Source organism: Candidatus Accumulibacter sp. ACC007, from assembly GCF_907163205.1.
Classification (GTDB): domain Bacteria; phylum Pseudomonadota; class Gammaproteobacteria; order Burkholderiales; family Rhodocyclaceae; genus Accumulibacter; species Accumulibacter regalis.
The window spans coordinates 507,248-526,796 of sequence record NZ_CAJQUD010000001.1; the positions used below are offsets into that span (position 1 = coordinate 507,248).

Below are 19,549 nucleotides of genomic sequence, written 5' to 3' on the forward strand. Positions count from 1 at the left end.
TGACGAGGCTTGCAGCAGAGCAGACCTGCAAAACAGTGCACGATCGTTGACCTGGCTGGAATTCATAAGCTCCATACTGCGTGCAACACTGCACTAGGTCGCCAGCAAGGCCGCCGCCAAGGCGCCAAGCGCAAGAAGCCACAAGGCCCCGGCCAGGGGCCAGCTACGCAGGATTTCTTCCAGGCGGCGGATTCGGGACACGGCCACCAGCGTGGTGGTTAGCGCGTTTTTCGATTGGGGGCGGCGCGTTGTTGGGACCCGGCGCAGGGCCGGCGTCCGTTCCAGCCACACCAGCACATCTCCCGGCGGGATCGCCGGGCCGCGCCAGCCGCACCGCCAGGCGGCATAAGCCACTAGGGTGGCCACAGCTGCCGGCCAGGTGGCCGACTGCAGCCCCTGCGAGGAAAGGACAATCGCCACGGTGCCCGCATCGGCGCGCATCCAGGTCAGCACGAGCATTGTCGCGAGCAGCACCAGCCACGGTAGCAAGAGCTTGGCGCGCTCATCACCGCGATCGCCGCCATCAACTTCTCCGCGCTGGCTGCCATACGGGATCATCAGCAGGAAGCGGGCCATCAGCAGACCGGTGCCCACGGCGGCCAGGGGTAATGCCGAGGCCAGCAGTTCGGGCCAGAAGCCGGGCAGGCCGGAGAGGGCGGTCTTCAATTCGCTCTTGGCGAGCGCCCCGCTGGTGAACGGCGCGCCGGCCAGGGCCAGGGCGGGCAAGACGAGCCCGGCGATCAGCCAGCCCTGGCGGCTGTAGCGCTGCGCCACTCCCAGCCCCAGGAACAAGGCGCCCTTGGCCAGTCCGTGCTGCAGGGCATAGAGACCGACCGCCGGGAGCAATGCAGGCCAGGCCTTTGGTAGCAGCAGACCAGCACCGACGGCGAGCGTCATGAAGCCCATCTGACTGATGCTGGAGTAGGCCAGCAGTGTCTTCGGCTGTCGCTGTAGCAGCCCGATCGCCACGCCGAAGAAGGCCGCGAACAGGCCCAGGCTGAGCATCAGTGTTCCCAGCGCCGGCACGGCCACTTCACCGAGGGGAAAGAAACGCAGCCAGCCGAGCAGCCCGGCCTTGATCATTGCGCCGGAGAGCACCGCGCTGGCTGGCGTTGGCGCCACCGGGTGGGCCAGCGGCAGCCACATGTGCAGGCAGGGTACGCCGGCCTTGACGCCGAAGCCGACGAACAACAGCGCATAGGCAAGCAGGGGTGCATCCGTTGCCGCCGCGCGGGTCATCTCCGGCAGGAAATGCGTTTGTGCGGTGTCTGCCAACAGGAGCAGGCCGGCGATCAGCGCTGCTTCCCCCAGCACGGCCATGATGAGATAGATGCGCCCGGCCCGCTGCGCTTCGGCATGGCGCTCGTGTACCACCAGGCCATAGGCGGCGAAGGTCATCAGGGCAAAGGCGAAATAGAAACTGGCCGCGTCCTGGGCCAGGCATACCCCCAGATTACCGCTCAGGCTGACCAGGAAGAAGGCCGTGAAAACGTGTCGACGCGGGTCACTGGCCAAATAGCCACGGGCATAGAAGCCGGCCGCCAGCCACAATGTGGTGGAAAACAAAAGAAACAGGCGCCCGGTGTCATCGATCGAAAAACGGCTGCCCAGCAGCAGCCAGGGCAGTTCCACCAGGGTGGCGTCAGGTGCCGCGATGGCCAATAGCAGACCGGGGAAGGCCGCCCAGGGCGCCAAGCTCAGTCCCATTGGGCGGGTGGCCGGCAGCAGTAGCACGCTGGCCAGTAGCAGCGGGAGGAGGAGGGTGAGCAGCAGCGCGATGGTCAGGCTCATGGCAGCCAAAGCAGATATTCACGGGCGGCGATCAGCTTGGCCCAGTCCAGAGGCGACATCGGGCTGCTGGCAAACACGCCCGCCAGCACAGTGGCTGTGGCGGTGAGCAGCGGCGGAACGAGCAGCAGCGCGGCCGTCTCGCGCCCATTGCGCATCGGTATCTGTTCGTCCGGCCAGTCTGCTGTCTGCGGCCGGAACCAGGCACGCTGCAGAATCGGCAGGAAGTAGGCCGCATTGAGCAGGCTCGACGCCAGCAGCACCGCCAGCACCCAGGGCATCTGCGCCTCCAGCGCGCCGAGGCCCAGATACCACTTGCTGATGAAGCCGGCGAGGGGCGGCAGGCCGATCATGCCGAAGGCGCCGATGCTGAAGGCGACGGTGGTCCATGGCATGCGCCGCCCGACGCCATCCATTCCGCTGATCTTGTGGATGCCGAGCGTCTCGGCATAGTTGCCGGCGCAGAAGAACAAGGTGATCTTCATCAGGCCCTGATGTACCAGTTGGACCACGCCGCCGATGGTTCCCAGCGGCCCGAAGAGGGCGACGCCGAGGACGATATAGGACACCTGGCTGACCGTGGAATAGGCCAGGCGCCGCTTGAGATCGTCCTGGAACAGCGCGCGCAGTGAGCCCCAGATGATGGTGATCGAGGCGGCGACGGCCAGTGGTAGCAGCAGCGATAGCGATTGCGCAAACTCGATACCATAGACTTCGTACACCACCCGCAGGATGCCGAAGGCGCCCGCCTTTACCACCGCGACGGCGTGCAGCAGGGCCGACACCGGCGCCGGCGCAACCATCGCCTGGGGAAGCCAGCCATGCAGTGGAACCAGGGCCGCCTTGACCCCCAGGCCGGCGATGAGCAGCAGGAAGATGAGTTGCAACTGAGCACCGTATTCCGGGCCAAGAGCCGACAGCACGCCGCCCTGGGTGAACTCCACCTGTCCGGCCAGGCCGTACAGCCAGAGCATGCCGACCAGCAGCAGCGCGCCACCCGAAAGCGTGTAGCTGAGATACAGGTGCCCGGCGCGCATCGCCTGCTCGCTGCCGCGATGCACCACCAGCGGATAGGTGACCAGGGTCAGGAGTTCGTAGAAAACGAAAAAGCTGAACAGGTTCCCGGCCATCGCCACCCCGGCGGTGGCGGTGACGCAGAGGCTGAAGAAGCCGAAAAAACGGCTACGTCGCGGCGAGCCCTCCAGGTAGCCAATGGCGTAGAGCGTGGTCAGGAACCACAGCACCGCGGACAGGGTGAGGAAGAGCATGGCCAGCGCATCGGCGACCAACAGCAGATCGAGGTTGGGGAGGACGGCATGACGAAAGACGAATTCCTCGCCGTGCAATACGCCGCGCAGCATGTAGGCAACAAGGATCAGTTTCAGGCTGGCGCCGAGCAGGTTGATCGTGCTGCGCAGGCGATGTCGTGCTTCGGGGATGAAGAAAACGATCAACCCCGAGAGCAGGGAACTGGTGAGTACCAGCAAGGGGAGGGCTGCGTGCAGACTCATGCCGCGTCCAGCAGGTACAACAGCTCGCCGGCGGCCAATCCCAGCAGCAGGCTGGCCAGGGCGAGCAGGAAAGGTGCCCATTCCAGCATGCGCGGCAAGACCTTGAAACGGCGTGCCGCCTCTGCTGGCAGAAAGGCCTGGCGCAGCACCTTGAAGACGTAGGCCGCCGACAGCAGGCCGCCCGCGACCATTACCACGATCCACCACCATTGTCCGCTGGCCAGTGCCGCGCCCAGCAGCAGCCATTTCGCAGCAAAGCCACCCGACGGCGGCAGGCCCATAATGGTCACACCGGCGAGCGCAAAGCTGAACAGTGTGAGTGGCAAGCGCGTCGCAACGCCGGCGATGCCGGCGATCTCATTGCGCCCGGTGGCCGTGATCATCGCCCCGGCCGCGGCGAACATTGCCGCCTTCGCCAGCCCGTGCGCGACCACTTGCAGCACACCGCCTTGCCAGGCGCTCGTGGTCACCTCCGCCGAGGTCCCCGTGGCCAGCGGCAGGACCAGGAAGAGATAGCCCACCTGGGCGACGGTGGAGTAGGCGACCAGCATTTTCAGCTGCGTCTGCCGCAGCGCGAGGAGAGAACCCCAGAGGACCGCGCCGGCGCCCAGAGCACCCACCAGCTGCGCCGCCGTGACGCTGGTGATCGGCGCAAACACATCGAACCACAGTCGCAGGATGAGGTAGAACGAGGCCTTGATCACCAGCGCCGAGAGCAGCGCCGACACCGGTGCAGGCGCACCGCCGTGGGCCGGCGGCAGCCAGAAGTGGAAGGGAAAGAGCGCCGTCTTGAGCATCAGACCGAGCAGCATCAGCGCCGCCGCCAGCGACACCGCAAGAGGTGCGTCGACAACGATCAGGGATGCCAGTGCCGGCAGCGACACCCTGCCATACACGCCATAGAGAAGCGCTACCCCCAGGAGATAGGCAGCGGATCCGAGCAGGGTGGCCAGCAGGTAGCGCATCGCCGCCGAGATCGGTCCTGCGCCGCCGGGCAGCGCAACCAGCCCCACCGCAGCCAGACTGAGCAGCTCCAGGGTGACGTAGATATTGAACACATCGGCAGACAGGAAGAGCGCGTTCATGGCCGCCAGCAGGTAACCGGTAAGTGGCCAGAAGTAGCGCCGTGAGCCGGCATGTTCGGCGAAGTAGGCGCGCGCATAGAAAGCGAGCGGCAAGGCCACCCCTTGGGTGAGCAAGAGCATCACCATGCTCAGTCCATCGACCGCAAGCTCGATGCCCAGCGGCGCCCCCCAGCCGCCGACGGCGAGCACCCGTGCGCCGCCGCTGACCATCTGCTGCGCCAGTGTCGCGGCCAGGGCGATTTGCAGTGCCAGCCCCGCCACCGCCAGCCGGCCACCACGCCCTGGTCCTTGCACGAAGGCCAGCGTCGCCCAGGTCAGCGGCAGGAGAATCAGCCAGGGAAGGGGGTCAAACATCCAGCCGGTCTCTGACGATCTCTTCTTCCGGCAGTCGCATTTCGCCCTGCAAGTCGAGCAGCCGACGTGCCAGGGCCAAGGCCAGGGCGGTGGCGGCGAGGGCGACGACGATGCCGGTCAGCACCATCGCCTGCGGCACCGGGTCGGGCACGCCGGAGCGCTGCCCGAGGCCCACCAGCACCAAGAACACACCGCTGCCCATGACGTTGAAGGCGAGAATCTTGCGCAGCAGATGCGCCTGCAGGATCAGGGCGGCGACTCCGCCGACAAACAGCGCGCTGCCGGTGAAGGCGTAGAGCAGGGCGGCGCTCATTGCTGAACGCTCTCGTCGGTCAGTGCGAGGTATAGCCCGGCCAGTACGAGCGCAAGCGAAACACTCAGGCTGGCTTCGATCAGCAGGATCAGGGCGCCGGCCCAGGCAGGCGGATACTGCAGCAGGGTGCCTTTCAGCATGACCGCCGCGGCGACGGCGATAAAGACCAGCAAGCCGAACGCGAGCCCGACGCGCAAGGCGCGTCCGGGCGATGCCCAGGGTGGCAGCAGGCCAGCCAGGCGCAGCAGCACTCCCGCGCCGGCCAGTACCGCGCCGGCCTGGAAGGCGCCGCCTGGCCGGTGCGCTCCCGCCCAGAGTAGATATCCCGCGACCAGCACCATCAGTGGTGTCAACAGCCGGGCCACACTTTGCAGCATCGGATTGGCAGGCGCAGGACCCCATTCGCCGCCGGAAGTTGCTTGCGGCAGGGCCAGGATGGCCAACAGCGCGAGCAGCAATACGGCGATCTCGAGCAAGGTATCGTAGCCACGAAAATTGAGCAGGACGGCGGTTACCGGGTGCGCTACGCCGCTCAGGTCGAGCTTCGCCTTCACCTCCGCCGGCAGCTGTACGGCAGCCGCCGGCAGCTCCAGCATCGACCAGCCAAGCGCCAGGCCGAGTACGCCGGCCAGGAGAGCAACAGTGGCCGTCAACAAGGTCTTCATGGCGATCGCTCGCGCCGCTTGCGGTGCAAATGGCCGAGGGCATCGAGCAGGAGGGCACCGGTGAGGCCGGCGCCGATGGCCGCTTCGGCGAGGGCGATGTCGGGGGCGTTCAGCCGCGCCCAGGCCAGCGCCATGAGCAGGCCGAAGACGATGAACAGTACGACGGCACGAAACAGGTCCGGCGTGCTCAGCGCGAGCACGGCACTCACGAGCAGGGCAGCCACCAGCAGCAGATCGAAGATCATCGCTCGCCTTCCTCTGACTTCCAGGGCACGATTCCCTTAGCCAGGGCGCGCCGCGCAATCAGGTAGCTCAGCGTGGCGCTGGCGGCCAGGGCCAGCAGCCAGACCAGGATCAGCTTCAATCCAGCGGCGACGCCGGGAGCCTGCAGCAGCAAGCCAAGCACCGTGAAACCCAGGCCCAGATTGTCCGCCTTGGCCAGGGCATGCAGCCGGGTATACACGTCGGGAAAGCGCAGCAGACCGATCGTGCCGGCGAGGAAGAAAACAGCGCCGATGATCAGGAGCAGCGCGCTCGCCAGCTCAAGAACGCTCATCATGCTCTTCCCGCCAGATCCGGCGAGCAAAGGCGGCGCCGGTGATCAGCGCCAGGAGAGCGAGCAGCAGGGCGGCGTCGACCAGCGCCGCTTCGCCTCCGGCAAAGGCCAGCAGCAACAGAATCGCGACACCGACGGTGCCGAAGAGGAGCGCTGCCAGCAGGCGGTCGGCGGGCGTTGGGCCGCGTGCGACGCGCCACAATGCCGCCAGCAGATTGACGAGCAGGAATCCGGCCAGGATCAGGTTAAGCTCGCTCATGCAGCCTCCAGGGGCAAGCCCAGCAGGCGTGCGATGCGCGTCTCGACCGCCCGCACTTCCGCCTCTACCGGGAAGCGTTGGTCGAGCACGTGCATGCGCAAATGCCCGCCTTCCAGGCCAGCGCTGAGCGTGCCGGGCAACAGGTTCAGGGTGGCGGCCAGCAAGAGCCGTGCGCCGCCCTCGGGCAGGCGCAGTGGAATATCGATCACGACCGGGCGCAGATCGGGGCGGGGGCGCAGCGCCATGCGCGCCACCTGGACGCCGCCGCTGAAAGATTGCAGCAGAAAGAACCCGAGGAAGCTCGCCGCTCCGGGCAGGGAGAGCTGCGACGGGGCAGGCGGTAGCAGTATCAGGCTCGCGGCCAGGGCCAGAACGATGCTGGCCAGGCCGACGCCCCAGGCGAGGAAACTGCCTTCGGCCAGAATCCACCACAGCGCGACGAACAGCCCGGCACGCAGGAGCAATGGCTTGGCCAGATGGTTTAACGCCGTATGCAGAGCGCTGTCCATGGTTCGGGGAAGCCGGCCGTGCGACCGAGAATGCAGAGCGCGAAAATCAGGAGCATCACGCTGTCCTTGAAATTGCTGCTGGTCGGCGCCAGTAGGTTCACGGTGACCGGCACGACCCACACTAGGCCTGTGAATGCGTTCGAGTGAGAGGTAGCCCCGTTAGTTTGGACAGCAAGACCGGTTTGTTAAGTGAAGGCTTGCCGGTTGCGGTCTGCTGACCGATGTTGCGGTTGGTTTTGACCTTTCTGCATCTTATACAAAATGAATAAAGCTCGGTGGAATTTGTGGGCGAAGGAACGTGCGCTCGAAGCCAACGGCGGCATCGAGAGGTCGCTCACGGTTTAGCGTGACGATGATGGCCATGGCCATGTCGATGGCAACGTCCAGCCTGTCTTCGCCGTGCATGTGCGTGTGCTGAGCAAGGCCGAGCGCGCTGAACAGGGCGACGAGCAGTTCCAATCGTTTCATGAGCACTCGCAATGACGGTGGGTGCGGGAGGGGCGCCGGATTACCCGCTACCTTCTGTTTCGAACTTAAACGGCTATTGGCACGAATGACTTTCTGCAGGATCCCGCGAGCGCTCTTGATCCAGATAAACGGCTTTGGCTTGGTAGAATGTCGCACATAACTTGCTGATTCGACTGGGTTCGCGTCGGACCGTTCAAATTCGATCGGCGCTTCCGTAAATGGCTATATGTGTGGCATGCACAAATTCCTTGGGTGGTTTCTGTCCCTGGGACAGGAAATCGCGAGCTCAGCCTGACGTCGTGTCGAGAAATTTAACACTGCCACCGATATGGTGTTCTTAGCATCTAATGCAAGCATATGTTTTGTTGTAAGTTTTCGTTATTGGTCCGGTTTTTGCTTCGTCTCGTTGTGTTAAGAAAATGCGCCGGTTGGCTACACAAATAGGCTACTCGAATTGCGATTTTTACAATCACGATGATAATTAGAAATCGCAGGCCAAATAAATATCTGATCGGAAAGTGATCATCGTTATGTGATTGAATATTGAATATCCTCCGCAAGCTCTCTATGGAAGCGCAAGAATATGAAAATTAAGCCTGGACTTCGCCTGCTCAACACTTCTCGCGGACTCCATGTCACCGCTCTCGCACTCGGACTGATTACTTGGGTCGGAAGCCCTTCTGCTGCTGTACTCACTTGGCAGAGTCCGGGAACCGGCAACTGGTTTGACGGGGTTAATTGGGACGCAAGTGGAAATGTACCTGGGGTGAGTGATGCCGCACTGATATTGAATGGTGGTACCGCTCAAGCAGGATCGAGCATCACCCCCAGCAGCTTGACGGTCGGTACAGCGAGTAACACGGGCACTGCCTCGGGGAGCCTGGATGTCACCTCCGGCGATCTGACGCTGGGCAGCATCCTGCAGGTCGGCAACACCACGAGTGCCGCCACCGGTACCAGTGCGACGGGATTGGTGAACGTTGCGGGCGCCATCAGTGGCGTTACCGGGAACCTGTTGGTCGGGTCCAACCAGGGCCTGGGCAGCAGCGCCAACGGCACCATCACGGCCGACTCCTACAGCGGTACGCACGGCTTTCTGGGGATTGGCCGCGATGACAAGGGTGGTTCGGGCACCGGTTCGCTGGTTGTCACGAACCAACTGGCTCTTGCCGGGAAGGTGAACTTTTTCGAAGTGGGCCATATCTTCGGCGACGGGCTGGTGGCCGATGGCGAGTTGCGCGCCGGTAGCGGTGATGTGCTTACCGGTTTCTCGACGATCGGCACGCATAATGGGTCAGTGGCCACTGCAGGCAACGTCAGCGGTGTCGTGAAACTGGGGACGGGAAGCCTGTCGAGTGACCAGACTGGCGCACTGACCGTTGGCAAGCTGTCGTTCGGTCGCAGCGGTACGGTGGTTGGCGAACTGAATACCGCGGGACTATCGGGCTTTGGCTCGCAGAGCATCGGGGTCGCTGACGGTGATACCAGCGGTACGGTGACCGGCACCCTGGTGGTTGGGGCGGGTGGCATCGCCGGTGGCTCACTGGCGATCGGTACGACGAGCGGTGCCGCGAATGCGACTGGCTCGGCAAGCAGCGGTGGTGGAGTCACGCTGACATCCAGCCTGATGGTGGGGAACAACTCGGGTGGCGCGGGCTCGACCGCAGATGGTGCCCTGCGCATTACCAATGGTGATCTGCTTATTGATGGCTCTATCACGGTTGGTCAGGTATCTGGTTCTGACACCGGAAAGCAGGCGATTGCCACACTAGCGTTGGTGGATGGCGAGCTTGCCGCGCAACGGGTCGGAATCGGTCAGGCGGCGGGGGCCGGCTCGACCAACGCACGGGTGACGCTGCAAGGCGTGACGGGCCGCATCCAGAGCCTGCAAGTCGGCGAGTCATTCGACGCCCAAGGCAATCCGAACGGCCGGGTTGAGTTGCTCGGCAGTGTGCTGAATGCCGAAGAGTTTGTTGCGCTGGGATCGGGTCTTTCGGGCGGGAGTGGCAACGGGGCAATCAGCCTGAAGGATAGCCGCTTGAATGTTGGCGTCGGTCCCGAATCGGGGTCCTTCTACGGTGACATGTTTGTCGGTACCTCGGGGGCTGGAAGTCAGGCCGGATTGATGCTCGAGCGCAGTCTGGTCGATGTTGCCGACAGGTTGCTGCTGGGCGCCGCCTCGCAACTTCAGATCGGCATTGAGGGCGGTTTGCGTATCGCTCAGTACGGCGCAATTGATACCCGGACGGCGGTCCTCGGTGGAGACCTCGATCTGAGGTTCGATTTCACACCGCTTCTTGACAGCATGGTCTTTGACTTGGTGCTTTCTGAGTTGCTCGACGGGATAAGCGGGGATTTCGCGAATGTCAGCATTCTAGGTCTCGATGCTGCCTATAGTGCAGTGACTGGCGTGGAGATTGTCAATTTCGGGGGAGCCGACGTCGAGGTCTACCGCCTCAGGATCGCCCGAAATGGTGTTCCAGAGCCGGCTACCGTGTTCCTGATGCTGATCACTCTGGGTGCAATGTTTGCATCACGTGCCATACAGCGAGAAAGATTTCTAAAGGTGTCCTGATGATTCTCCAGATTCCGCAATCTGACCCTCACGGCGCTGCGTTAAGCAGGCGTAGGTTGGGCTGACGCAGGAAGACCAACATCCAACCGACACCGCCGACAACTGGCGCTTGATGTGCGCGGCTGCTGCCGAAATCGAACGACGGTGCATGATCGGCTGCCTGCGTCAGCCCAGCCTACACCGGCTAACGTTCAACCGTCGAGCGTGATGAACGGCAACTGCGGAGCGTACGGCAGCGGTTCGGGCGGAGCAAGCTGAACGGCTGTTTCCGCCGATAGCTTGCCGGCTACGGCTCGCCACGAACGGCTGCTGTAGGATCCCACACTGGCCGTTCACGCCGGCTGCCGCCAAGTGCCGCTCTGGTCGGGAACTGGACCGACAGCGCACAGGGCCGAGCGGCAGGTCTCTGATGAGTCAGCAGCCCTTCGGGCAGCTCGATTTTTTCGGGCCTGCCACGGCCGATCGGCAAGTAACGGCGAATTTGTGCCAATCCTGCTTTGCAGTACCATGACCGGAGCTGGACGAGCCGGAACCAAGCAGGGAAGTCGCTTCGCGGTGCCGCAAGGCGTATCGAAGCAGAGGCCAGTATGGATCTGCTGCCTGCACGGTACTCTGGGAATCTGAGCTGTGAAAAGCAGATGGAGGTTGGCCATGCAGAGATTCGCCATCGTCGGTGCGGCAAGTGAGGAGCGCAACGACGCGAAGGACCCGTTCCCGTTCTCGCCGCTGGTGGATGTCGCGAAGTCACGCGAGGCGGCGCGGCTGATCGGGGTGGCATTGGCGAAGAAGCGCTGCGGGCTGATCGTCTACGACGCACGCTTCATCGAGGCCGATGTGGTCAGGGCCTACGTGGCAGAGAGTCCCCAGCCGTCAGACTGGGGCCCGCCAATTGTGATCCGCCAGCCGCATGCGGATCAGATCGTGCCGTTCCCGGAGGAGCAGACCCACCCTGCGCTGTTCGACCGCGTCGCCGACTCGAGCGGGCGCTGGGAGGTGTCGTTCTACCGCTCGCTGGCCGCCGCCGACGGTCTGATCCTCATCGGCGGTGCGAACTCGACTGCGATCGCCGGGCAGGTCGCGATCGGCGCCCGGGTGCCGGTTCTGGCGCTGATGAAGTCCGGGGGGGCGGCGGAGACCGTCTGGCGCACCATCGCCCCGGGCATCGACCTGCCCAACGGCAACGAGCATGCGCGCATGGCGGACGACCCCACCGAGCCGGCAGCCACGCGCTGGGTGGAGGCCCTCGAGACCCAGCGCCGGCGTCGCTACGCGGTTGAAACGGGCCCCATCGTCTGGCACGCGGTGTTGGCCTCGATCCTGTTCGTGCTGGCGCTGGCCGCGGGCTTTGGTAGCCATCTGCTCCCTGGTCTCGACGCGTCGCTGGCCAAGGCAATGCTGTTCGCGGCGACGCTGATGGCGGGGGTGGCCGGTGCCGCGATCCGCATGGTGTTCGAGCGCCGCTACGGCAGCGGTCCACTGGTGCCGCCGTCGATGGCGATCACCGTCGCGCTCGGCCTCATGGCCGGCGCATTGGCCGGCATGCTCTACATAGTGGCCCAGCCAGGCGACATCGAGGTCGCGGGCGATGCCGGCCTGCGGCTTGTGTCGCTGATCACGGTGGTGGCTACCGTCGGCGGCCTGACGGCAGAGGTCGTCTTTCGCAAGCTGCTCGGCATTGACGTGCTGCGGACCAATGGCGTGGCAGCCAGCGGCGACCCCGGAAGATCCTAGTCCCGAGGAGGTACCTCTCGCTGCAAGCTCCGGCCGCGTTACGGTAGCTTGATGGCCAGATCGACTCCATTCCCGAGTCCAACCGTAGCATAACGGGACGCTGATACATGGCAACGAGCAGGTGGCAGAACGTGGACGGCGCCTTCGCCGGTGCGCCGGACGAGGCGGCTTTCTGGACCGGCAGGACCTTCGACGATTTTCTCTTCCGGCCGCAGAAGTCGGATTCGCAGACTCGCCGCAATATCAGCGTGAGCTCGCTGCTGACCGCGGACGTGGCCTTGGATCTGCCGATCGTTTCGTCGAACATGGACAGCGTGACCGGCGCCCACATGGCGCGGGCCATGGCCATGCACGGCGGCATTGGGGTCGTGCATCGTGGCATGAGCATCGAGCGCCAAGCGTCCGAAGTCGGCGTGGTGAAACGCAGCCAGAGCGCCGTGATCGTTCGTCCGCTGTGCCTGCCGGCGGGCACCGCTATCCGCCAGGCCAGGCGTTTCGCGCGGCAGAACGGCATCACCGGGATCCTGATCGAGACGGCCAGCGGCTCGAACCTGCTGGCCGGCTTGCTCTCGAACCGCGACACGCCGGTGCACGGCGCCGACGAAGATCGACCGGTCGACGATTTCATGACCCCGCTGTCCCGCCTGGTGACCGGCGCGCCGGACATCTCCACTGACGAGGCGGAACGGCTGATGTTCGAACACCGCATCGAGCGCCTGCCGCTGGTCGATGGCGCGAATCGCATCCATGGGCTGATCACGCGCCGCGACATCAATCTCAAGCGCGAACAGCCCGGCGCCAGCAAGGACAGCGCCGGCCACCTGCGCTGCGCCGCGGCGGTCGGCGCGCGCGGCGATTACCTGGAGCGGGCCGCCGCGCTGCTGGAGGCCGGCGCCGATCTGCTGTTCATCGACATCGCCCACGGGCACTCGGTAATCATGGAGCAGGCGGTCGCCGGGCTGCGCGGCAAGTTTGGCAGCGTGCCGCTGGTTTGCGGCAACGTCGCCACCGGTGCCGGCGCGCGCTTCCTGCGCGATATCGGCGCCGATGCCGTCAAGGTTGGCGTCGGGCCGGGCCGCGGCTGCCGCACGCGGCTGGAAACGGCGGCCGGAGTGCCGCAACTGCAGGCCATCCGCGAGGCCTATCTGGCCGTCGGTCACAGCCTACCGATCATGGCCGACGGCGGCGTGAAAACCGACAAGGATATCTTTCTCGCGCTGATCTGCGGGGCGTCGACGGTGATGCTCGGCAGCGCGCTGTCGGGCACCGACGAGGCGCCGGGCCGCGTGATAGAGGATCCGGCGACCCATCTGAAGAAGAAAATTTACCGTGGCATGACCTCGCCCGAGGCCGTGCTGGAAACGCTGTACGACAGCAGCAGCAGCGAAGAGCTCGACGCGGCGCTCGAAACACCCCCCGAAGGCCAGGAAATCCAGGTGCCTTACCGCGGCAGCGTCAGCAGCATCCTGGAGCGCATCCGCGGCCACCTGCAGTCATCGGTGAGCTACGGTGGCGAGGTCACGCTGGCCGCGGTACGGAAGAAAGTGCTGCCTGATCCGAGCGCGTTCCTGGTGCCGCTGAGCGCGGCCGCGCGCAGCGAATCCTACGAGCGCTGAGAGTCCGCGCGAGCTCCGATTTGAACGCCGGCGGCCGGCGCCGTCGAGGCGAGCGCAAGGCACGCTTTCATGGCAGGCCTGCTTTCGGGCCGGGGCCCGTCGCTGGGCTCGCCTTGAGCTAACGACGGTTCGGGCTGACTGAGAGTCTGGTTTCCCGCATAGGTGGCAGCCTGCATTGCGAAGGCTTACGTGCCGCTGGATGCGGACTATCGGTCAGCACGCCGCGAGTCATCCTTTTCGGGATTCCCGAGGCGTCGAGAGAACGTCTGATGAAATAGCCGACGACAAAGCAGGCAACGGCTGAGAGGGCGAAAGTCAGCATGTTGGGGGCGCAGCGCCGATGCGTTGCTTGGTTGCTTGCATCAACCATCTCCTGAAGCCCACTGGCAAAGCAGAGCGGACGTCGACAACCGCGATCGGTGACCACGGTCGTCCAGCGTCCGTCATTCTTCGCGCTGAAACATTACAGCCCGTCGATAAGTGGCGGCTGAAGCGGGTTGGTCGTGTGCTGCTGACGAAACCCGGAGCAATCGAGGCACGAGGAAAAGCCTTGCCCCGCGGGGGCAACGCCGTCCTCAGGGGTCGTTCCCGGTTTCGAGGCGCTGCCGCTGCTCGCCAGGCGCCGCCTTGCGCACGGTTTCGGCGCTGCGCTGCCGGCGGCCAGCGCCGGCGGAGACATCGGGAGCCGTTTCACGAAGGGCTGCACTCGTCAAGCGCCTGATTTGCCGATCCTGTTCGCCCGACAGCAAAAACAACGCGCAGACTGCGCCGATGAGAGCAAAGAACATGTCGGACTGCGTGTCCCAGGGATCACCCTGCGTCCCGAGAAACTCGTCTGCGCCTTGGCCCATCAGGAGCGCGGCGCCCCACTCGAGGAGCTCATAGCACGCGCTGATCGCGAGCACGATGCAGATAACGTTGAAGACGAGCATCTTGCGGCCCAGCACGTAAGCACCTCGAACGAGTATCTCTCGCGCCACCAGTGCCGGGACAAAGCCTTGAAAGAAATGCCCGATCTTGTCGTACGGATTGCGAGCAAGATCGAGGTAGTCCGCAATCTGGAAGCCGAGCGGGACGCGGGCATAGGTGTAGGCGCCGCCAAGCATGAGTACCAAGGCGTGCAGGAAGATGCAGACGTAGAGCAGCGTGGTAAGCGGGAACCGCCTGTACGTAGTCAGCAGCACAGGTACTGCAATGACGATGGGAAACACTTCCATCGCCCATGTCGCCCGGTCGTAAGGCCTGGCGCCAGAAAGTACGAGAAGCGCAAGTAGGAGGACCACGGCGAGTACGAGAAAGGTCGAACGGTGCGCGTGCATGTGTAGATTAACCCGACGAATTAGTGTTTGCTCGTAGCGCTGCCGGGCATCGCCGCCAGGCGAGCTGCCGGAAGTGGTGGATCAGGGGCGGCTGCGCCAGATGCGCGTCTGCGGCGCGCTGATCGGTCAATGGCTCGACCGCCACGAACTCGCGTGCATCGGGCTCTGATTGTGGCACCCCTCGTAGCCCAGGCAGCCGTCTTGCGCACGACTCGCGCCGCAAAGCTTGCGCAAGACTGTTGCCAACGCAGTTTGGTTGCCTGCCCGGGCAGTCAGCCGGGCCATCATCCTGGTCGTCATCCTTTCTACCTCCTGCTCGTCGCGTTCGTCCCGGGCGCGGCGTCCGCCTGGCACGCTGCCGTGCAGCAAGCCGCCGAAGCGTGTTGCCGCGAAGGTACGGAACAGGGCAAGTTCGAGCGCCCGCGTGCTGTCCCAGGGAAAGGCGACGGGCGCCAGGTGACCTGCGATCGTCTGGTAGTCCCGTCCGGGATCTGGTTCCTGCATTGGGGTCATGCGCTTCGTCTCGCGGTATCAACTGCGCGCATCATTATAGGCGGCGCCCGTGGTCTTTCCCGGGTTGCCCCCGGGCGTGCGACTTCGTATTGTCCGCAGATCGGCATGGAGATTCCGTTGCTGCTGGACGAACTACTCTCCAGGCGCTGGATCTGCCACGAGAGGATCGGTATCTCGGGTAGGTTCATGGGTGGCGTTCAACACGCCGCTGCGGGAGACCAATGACAGCCGCGTGGAACCCTGGCCAATAGTCGTGGTCTTCCACAGTCTTCCTGCCATCGGCGCGGTGATGGTGCGTTTGCGCGCTTCCGAGATTCGGCGGTGGTTTGGTTGTGTCCTTCAATTTCTATTCCAATACAGGAGAACACTATGGGTTTCTTTAACAATATTCTCGCGAAACTTGGCATCGGCGCTGACAGCGCTGCTCCGGCAACGGACACTACGGCTGCAGCCCCTGCTGCCGTGCCTTCGGCTGCGCCCGCCCAAGTTGTCGCCGCGGCCCAATCTGTTGCGCTTGTCGATGTCATTGCGCAGCTGGAGCAGCGGGCAAAAGCCAACGCGCAGAAGCTCAACTGGCGCACCTCGATTGTCGATCTGCTCAAACTGCTCGATATCGATAGCAGCCTTGCCGCGCGCAAGGAGTTGGCCGTTGAACTGGCCTGCCCGGCGGACCTGATGAGTGATTCGGCGAGTATGAACGTCTGGCTACACAAGACCGTGCTCGCCCGCGTCGCCGCGAATGGCGGTAACGTGCCCCCGGAACTGCTCGACTAGATCGCCCATTCAACGACTCATTCAAAGGATATGCCCCATGCAGATCACTGACATCCTCGCCCAGATGGGCGGGCTCCAATCCATGGCGCGCGAGCTTGGCGTTACCGAAACACAGGCGGCAAGTGGTGCCGCAGCGCTGGCGCCGGCTATCCTTGGAGGATTCAAGAAACAGGCCCAGGCGCAGCCAGCCGGGCTGCTTGGCTTGGGCGGTCTGCTTGGGCAGCTCGGAGGCGGCGGCTTGCTGGAGCAGGTTTTGGCGCCGCAGCCGACGAACGTCGGCCAAGGCAACGACATACTCGGGCAGATTTTCGGTTCGAAGGATGTAAGCCGTTCTGTCGCACAGAATGCCGCGTCCCAGTCCGGGCTCGAACCATCCGTGCTCAAGAAAATGTTGCCGATGCTGGCCATGCTGGTTACCGGCTATATGGCAAAGCAGGGGGGGGCTGCTGCAGCGCCGGCTACCCCGGCCGGCGATCCGGGCAGCTTGTTGGGCGGGCTTCTTGGTGGTCAGAGCGCAGGGGGATCCGCGCCGGCTTCTTCCTTGACAGGGCTGGCCTCGATGCTGGATCTGGATGGTGACGGCAATCCGCTGGACGACCTCATGCAGATGGTCGGGAAGGCCATGCGCTAGTGTCGTGCTGCGTTCTTGGTGGGACTTTCCGCAAGGCGGAAAGCAGCGCCTCCGCACTCGGATGACATGATTTCTATCGTCATAATCGGCAAGTGAAAATCGTTAGCATTCACAGGATTATGACAAAGGCTTGCAAACCCCTCTCCCAGCAAGTCAGCTCTCGTCCTTTGGGCCACCGAAATGAGTGTGACGAAAGCCAGCCTGATGTGCTGCTTGAGGAACGTAGACGATCCGCGCAAACCCAGCAATGGCACGTTGCATGATTTTGTGGAGATTCTGGTGATTGCCATGGCCGCCGTGCGCTGCGATTGGTGACACCGTCGAGGACATCGCCTGTTGGGCGTACGAGAAGGAGGAATGGCTGGGCCAGTTTCTGCGGCTCAAGAACGGCGTCCCCTCCGCGAAAACGTTTCTGAGGATCTTCCGAGCGCTGGACCCGAAGCAATTCGAGGTGGCGTTTTGCCGCTGGGTCGCTGAAGCGGTCGGGACCCTCAAGGGCGGCATTGCGGTCGATGGCAAGACTGCGCGTGGGTCGGGCAGCGGCGGTGAGGCCGCCATTCACATGGTCAGTGCCTTCGCTACGGAACTGGGCGTCGTCCACGTCACAATTGACCTTCATCACTTCACCCGGCTATTGGCGACGGCTTTTGTGCAGAAGTTGGTTGCCACTACCCCAGGGTCAGTTGCGCGGGCGTCGGCATTTCCTTACTCGCGGCGGTTGCCGGCGATGGCGCGCAGGAATTCGTTGCGCGCCTGCTCGGAATGTTCGAACTCGCCAACGAAGGCCTGGGTGATCACCCGTTCGTCACCGCGGCGGTCTTCGCCGAGCAACAGGCACAACTGTTCGGCTTCGACGACGCACGCGGCGCCGCGCGCCTGGCCGTGCCGCATCAGCGCCTCGGCGATGTCGCGGGTCATCCATTCCTGATAGGTGAAGCGGTGGCCAATGGCGTCGACCAGGCGGGCAATGCGGCCAAAGCCGTGCAGCCGGCCGCCGGGCAGGTAGGCAACATGGGCGAGGCCCCGGAAGGGGACCAGATGGTGCGGGCAGACGCCATGGACGGCGATCCCGCGCACGACCACCATGTCGCCACGCGGATCGGCAAAGCCTTCGCCGAGCGCGTCGGCCGGGTCGAGGTCGTAGCCGCCGAGCAGGCGGCGCTGCCAGAGTTCGCGTACGCGCTGCGGGGTTTTTCCCATGTGCGGACCGGCGGCCGCCAGGCCGCAGGCACTGAGCAGGTCGGCGATGGCGCGCTCGAAGGCGGCGGCGTCGAAAGCACCCTGGCGGGCGATGCCGATGTCGGCAGTGGCTGGGAGTGCTTGGTCGTGGCTGCTGCAGTCGGACATGGCGAGGCTCCGCTTGACGTCTCCAGGAGTGGGCATGATACACGCGCCGTTAGGTCGCTCGCGCTTCGCTTCGGCTTGTATCCGGTCGCTGCTTGCCGATTCGTTTCGCTGGGTGGTGTCGGATTGCGATTTCCTTGCATCCATCAAGCCATGGAGGCGTTGGATGAGCGATAATGGCCAGCTCGTGGAAGTTGCTGTGATCACCCGTCGGGCAGGCCGAGGACGCTTGGCCGAGTCGAGAAGGACATGCATGAAGAGCGTTGATGATTTCCGTCTTAAGTTCGGCGACAAGGAACTGGTGCCGATCGTCATTGGTGGTATGGGCGTCGATATTTCGACGGCCGAACTGGCCCTCGAAGCAGCTCGACTGGGCGGCGTTGGACATATTTCCGATGCCATGGTCAATACCGTTGCCGATCGGCGCTTCAACGCCAAGTTCGTCAAGGACAAGCTCAAGCAGTACAAATTCAACGTCGCCAATTCGGACAAGTCGGTCGTTCGCTTCGATCTCGATCAGCTCGCCGAGGCGACCCGGATGCACGTCGGCAGGACCATGGAAGCGAAGCGCGGCGACGGCCTGATCTTCGTCAACTGCATGGAAAAGCTGACCATGAACTCGCCGCGGGAAACTCTGCGCGTGCGCATGCAGGGCGCGCTCGATGCCGGTGCCGATGGCATTACCCTGGCCGCCGGACTGCATCTCGGGTCGTTCGCGCTGATCGAGGATCATCGGCGATTCCGCGACGCCAAGCTGGGCATCATCGTCTCGTCGCTGCGTGCGCTGCAGCTGTTTCTGCGCAAGACGGCACGTTGCGGGCGTCTGCCTGACTATGTGGTCGTCGAAGGACCCCTGGCCGGCGGTCACCTGGGTTTCGGCATGGATTGGGCGGAGTACGATCTGGCGACGATTTTCGCCGAGATTCATCGCCATCTGCAGGCCGAGCAGCTGGACATTCCACTGATTCCGGCGGGAGGCATCTTTACCGGCAGCGATGCGGTGTCGTTTCTCGAGCAGGGCGCGGCGGCGGTGCAGGTGGCGACGCGATTTACCGTCTCACGCGAGTGCGGCCTTCCCGAGGACGTCAAGCAACGTTATTTCGAGGCCAGCGAAGAGCAGATCGAGGTCAACCAGATATCGCCGACCGGCTATCCAATGCGCATGCTGAGCAACAGTCCGGCGATCGGCGACGGTATTCGACCCAATTGCGAAGCCTACGGTTACCTTCTCGACAGCACCGGCAATTGTTCGTACATCAACGCCTACAATCGCGAAGTGGCAGCGAATCCCGGGGTCAAGCGGATATCGGTCAGGGACAAAACCTGCCTTTGTACGCAGATGCGCAACTTCGATTGCTGGACCTGCGGTCATTACACGTATCGCCTCAAGGATACGTCCCGCCGCTTGCCGGACGGCAACTACCAACTGCTGAACGCCGAGCACATCTTCCGCGATTATCAGTTCAGCACCGACGGCAAGATTCTGGCTCCCGAGTAGGCGCTTGCTGTCGATGCACGCCCTTCCTGCCGCACGCACC

The 19,549-nt window shown here is 63.9% G+C and carries 16 protein-coding genes and 3 pseudogenes; 7 read left to right on the top strand and 12 right to left on the bottom strand.

Going from position 1 to position 19,549, the window contains the following annotated elements; genetic code table 11:
* Positions 1-93: 93 nt before the first annotated feature.
* The 9 genes and pseudogenes from QZ634_RS02075 to QZ634_RS02120 form a co-directional block, all read right to left on the bottom strand.
* Positions 94-1,791 carry a complex I subunit 5 family protein gene (locus tag QZ634_RS02075; RefSeq protein WP_291985146.1) on the bottom strand — a complete coding sequence of 566 codons (1,698 nt, stop codon included), beginning with the start codon at positions 1,789-1,791 and terminating at the stop codon, positions 94-96.
* On the bottom strand, positions 1,788-3,299 hold the full coding sequence (locus tag QZ634_RS02080) for a proton-conducting transporter membrane subunit (RefSeq protein WP_291985148.1): 1,512 nt from the start codon (positions 3,297-3,299) through the stop codon (positions 1,788-1,790). The genes QZ634_RS02075 and QZ634_RS02080 overlap by 4 nt, the downstream gene beginning before the upstream one ends.
* Complete coding sequence (locus tag QZ634_RS02085) at positions 3,296-4,738, bottom strand: proton-conducting transporter membrane subunit (protein WP_291985150.1); 1,443 nt, start codon at positions 4,736-4,738, stop codon at positions 3,296-3,298. The genes QZ634_RS02080 and QZ634_RS02085 overlap by 4 nt, the downstream gene beginning before the upstream one ends.
* Positions 4,731-5,051, bottom strand: a complete 321-nt coding sequence (locus QZ634_RS02090; protein ID WP_291985152.1) for an NADH-quinone oxidoreductase subunit K — start codon at positions 5,049-5,051, stop codon at positions 4,731-4,733. The genes QZ634_RS02085 and QZ634_RS02090 overlap by 8 nt, the downstream gene beginning before the upstream one ends.
* Positions 5,048-5,961: pseudogene (locus QZ634_RS02095) on the bottom strand (hydrogenase subunit MbhD domain-containing protein). Before QZ634_RS02095 ends, QZ634_RS02090 begins: the two are co-directional and overlap by 4 nt.
* Positions 5,958-6,272 (bottom strand): monovalent cation/H(+) antiporter subunit G, encoded by a 315-nt coding sequence (gene mnhG, locus QZ634_RS02105; RefSeq protein WP_291987951.1) that lies wholly within the window; start codon positions 6,270-6,272, stop codon positions 5,958-5,960. The pseudogene QZ634_RS02095 and the gene mnhG overlap by 4 nt, the downstream one beginning before the upstream one ends.
* On the bottom strand, positions 6,259-6,531 hold the full coding sequence (locus tag QZ634_RS02110) for a monovalent cation/H+ antiporter complex subunit F (protein WP_291985158.1): 273 nt from the start codon (positions 6,529-6,531) through the stop codon (positions 6,259-6,261). The genes mnhG and QZ634_RS02110 overlap by 14 nt, the downstream gene beginning before the upstream one ends.
* Positions 6,528-7,040 (bottom strand): Na+/H+ antiporter subunit E, encoded by a 513-nt coding sequence (locus QZ634_RS02115; RefSeq protein ID WP_291985160.1) that lies wholly within the window; start codon positions 7,038-7,040, stop codon positions 6,528-6,530. The genes QZ634_RS02110 and QZ634_RS02115 overlap by 4 nt, the downstream gene beginning before the upstream one ends.
* 252 nt (positions 7,041-7,292) lie before the next feature.
* A complete protein-coding gene (locus QZ634_RS02120) occupies positions 7,293-7,508 on the bottom strand; it encodes a hypothetical protein (RefSeq protein WP_291985162.1) in 216 nt (71 codons plus the stop codon).
* Between the two features lie 766 nt (positions 7,509-8,274).
* On the opposite strand from QZ634_RS02120, the gene QZ634_RS02125 reads away from it, so the two are divergent.
* From QZ634_RS02125 to QZ634_RS02135, 3 genes are all read left to right on the top strand, one after another.
* Positions 8,275-10,083, top strand: a complete 1,809-nt coding sequence (locus QZ634_RS02125; RefSeq protein WP_291985164.1) for a PEP-CTERM sorting domain-containing protein — start codon at positions 8,275-8,277, stop codon at positions 10,081-10,083.
* Positions 10,084-10,734: 651 nt separating this feature from the next.
* Positions 10,735-11,814 carry a hypothetical protein gene (locus QZ634_RS02130; RefSeq protein ID WP_291985166.1) on the top strand — a complete coding sequence of 360 codons (1,080 nt, stop codon included), beginning with the start codon at positions 10,735-10,737 and terminating at the stop codon, positions 11,812-11,814.
* 107 nt (positions 11,815-11,921) lie between these two features.
* Complete coding sequence (locus QZ634_RS02135) at positions 11,922-13,430, top strand: IMP dehydrogenase (protein WP_291985168.1); 1,509 nt, start codon at positions 11,922-11,924, stop codon at positions 13,428-13,430.
* Between the two features lie 710 nt (positions 13,431-14,140).
* On the opposite strand, the pseudogene QZ634_RS02140 reads toward QZ634_RS02135, so the two are convergent.
* Positions 14,141-14,749 (bottom strand): annotated as a pseudogene (locus QZ634_RS02140) (DUF2238 domain-containing protein); the annotation flags it as partial.
* Positions 14,750-14,875: 126 nt separating this feature from the next.
* The gene (locus QZ634_RS02145) at positions 14,876-15,262 is read right to left on the bottom strand and encodes an antibiotic biosynthesis monooxygenase (RefSeq protein ID WP_291985169.1); all 387 of its coding nucleotides are present in this window, start codon (positions 15,260-15,262) and stop codon (positions 14,876-14,878) included.
* 369 nt (positions 15,263-15,631) lie between these two features.
* On the opposite strand from QZ634_RS02145, the gene QZ634_RS02150 reads away from it, so the two are divergent.
* The 3 genes and pseudogenes from QZ634_RS02150 to QZ634_RS02160 all read left to right on the top strand — a co-directional run.
* Positions 15,632-16,036, top strand: coding sequence for a DUF3597 domain-containing protein (locus QZ634_RS02150; RefSeq protein WP_291987953.1), 405 nt, complete (start codon positions 15,632-15,634; stop codon positions 16,034-16,036).
* A 37-nt stretch (positions 16,037-16,073) separates the two neighbouring features.
* Entirely contained in the window at positions 16,074-16,667 is a 594-nt protein-coding gene (locus QZ634_RS02155) for a DUF937 domain-containing protein (protein WP_291985171.1), read from the top strand.
* Positions 16,668-16,871: 204 nt separating this feature from the next.
* Positions 16,872-17,265, top strand: a pseudogene (locus tag QZ634_RS02160) (ISAs1 family transposase); the annotation flags it as partial.
* A 107-nt stretch (positions 17,266-17,372) separates the two neighbouring features.
* On the opposite strand, the gene folE reads toward QZ634_RS02160, so the two are convergent.
* Positions 17,373-18,014 (bottom strand): GTP cyclohydrolase I FolE, encoded by a 642-nt coding sequence (gene folE, locus QZ634_RS02165; RefSeq protein WP_291987955.1) that lies wholly within the window; start codon positions 18,012-18,014, stop codon positions 17,373-17,375.
* Between the two features lie 250 nt (positions 18,015-18,264).
* Here folE and QZ634_RS02170 point away from each other — a divergent pair, with 250 nt between their 5' ends.
* Positions 18,265-19,509 carry a nitronate monooxygenase gene (locus QZ634_RS02170; protein ID WP_291985173.1) on the top strand — a complete coding sequence of 415 codons (1,245 nt, stop codon included), beginning with the start codon at positions 18,265-18,267 and terminating at the stop codon, positions 19,507-19,509.
* The last annotated feature ends 40 nt before the right edge of the window (positions 19,510-19,549 follow it).

Excerpts from the sequence above, each read along its gene's own strand:
- folE (WP_291987955.1), bottom strand. The coding sequence starts at position 18,014 with ATGTCCGACTGCAGCAGCCACGACCAAGCACTCCCAGCCACTGCCGAC.
- mnhG (WP_291987951.1), bottom strand. The coding sequence starts at position 6,272 with ATGAGCGTTCTTGAGCTGGCGAGCGCGCTGCTCCTGATCATCGGCGCT.
- QZ634_RS02155 (WP_291985171.1), top strand. The coding sequence starts at position 16,074 with ATGCAGATCACTGACATCCTCGCCCAGATGGGCGGGCTCCAATCCATG.
- QZ634_RS02150 (WP_291987953.1), top strand. The coding sequence starts at position 15,632 with ATGGGTTTCTTTAACAATATTCTCGCGAAACTTGGCATCGGCGCTGAC.
- QZ634_RS02145 (WP_291985169.1), bottom strand. The coding sequence starts at position 15,262 with ATGACCCCAATGCAGGAACCAGATCCCGGACGGGACTACCAGACGATC.
- QZ634_RS02120 (WP_291985162.1), bottom strand. The coding sequence starts at position 7,508 with ATGAAACGATTGGAACTGCTCGTCGCCCTGTTCAGCGCGCTCGGCCTT.
- QZ634_RS02110 (WP_291985158.1), bottom strand. The coding sequence starts at position 6,531 with ATGAGCGAGCTTAACCTGATCCTGGCCGGATTCCTGCTCGTCAATCTG.
- QZ634_RS02130 (WP_291985166.1), top strand. The coding sequence starts at position 10,735 with ATGCAGAGATTCGCCATCGTCGGTGCGGCAAGTGAGGAGCGCAACGAC.
- QZ634_RS02135 (WP_291985168.1), top strand. The coding sequence starts at position 11,922 with ATGGCAACGAGCAGGTGGCAGAACGTGGACGGCGCCTTCGCCGGTGCG.
- QZ634_RS02170 (WP_291985173.1), top strand. The coding sequence starts at position 18,265 with ATGAAGAGCGTTGATGATTTCCGTCTTAAGTTCGGCGACAAGGAACTG.
- QZ634_RS02075 (WP_291985146.1), bottom strand. The coding sequence starts at position 1,791 with ATGAGCCTGACCATCGCGCTGCTGCTCACCCTCCTCCTCCCGCTGCTA.
- QZ634_RS02090 (WP_291985152.1), bottom strand. The coding sequence starts at position 5,051 with ATGAGCGCCGCCCTGCTCTACGCCTTCACCGGCAGCGCGCTGTTTGTC.
- QZ634_RS02115 (WP_291985160.1), bottom strand. The coding sequence starts at position 7,040 with ATGGACAGCGCTCTGCATACGGCGTTAAACCATCTGGCCAAGCCATTG.
- QZ634_RS02080 (WP_291985148.1), bottom strand. The coding sequence starts at position 3,299 with ATGAGTCTGCACGCAGCCCTCCCCTTGCTGGTACTCACCAGTTCCCTG.
- QZ634_RS02085 (WP_291985150.1), bottom strand. The coding sequence starts at position 4,738 with ATGTTTGACCCCCTTCCCTGGCTGATTCTCCTGCCGCTGACCTGGGCG.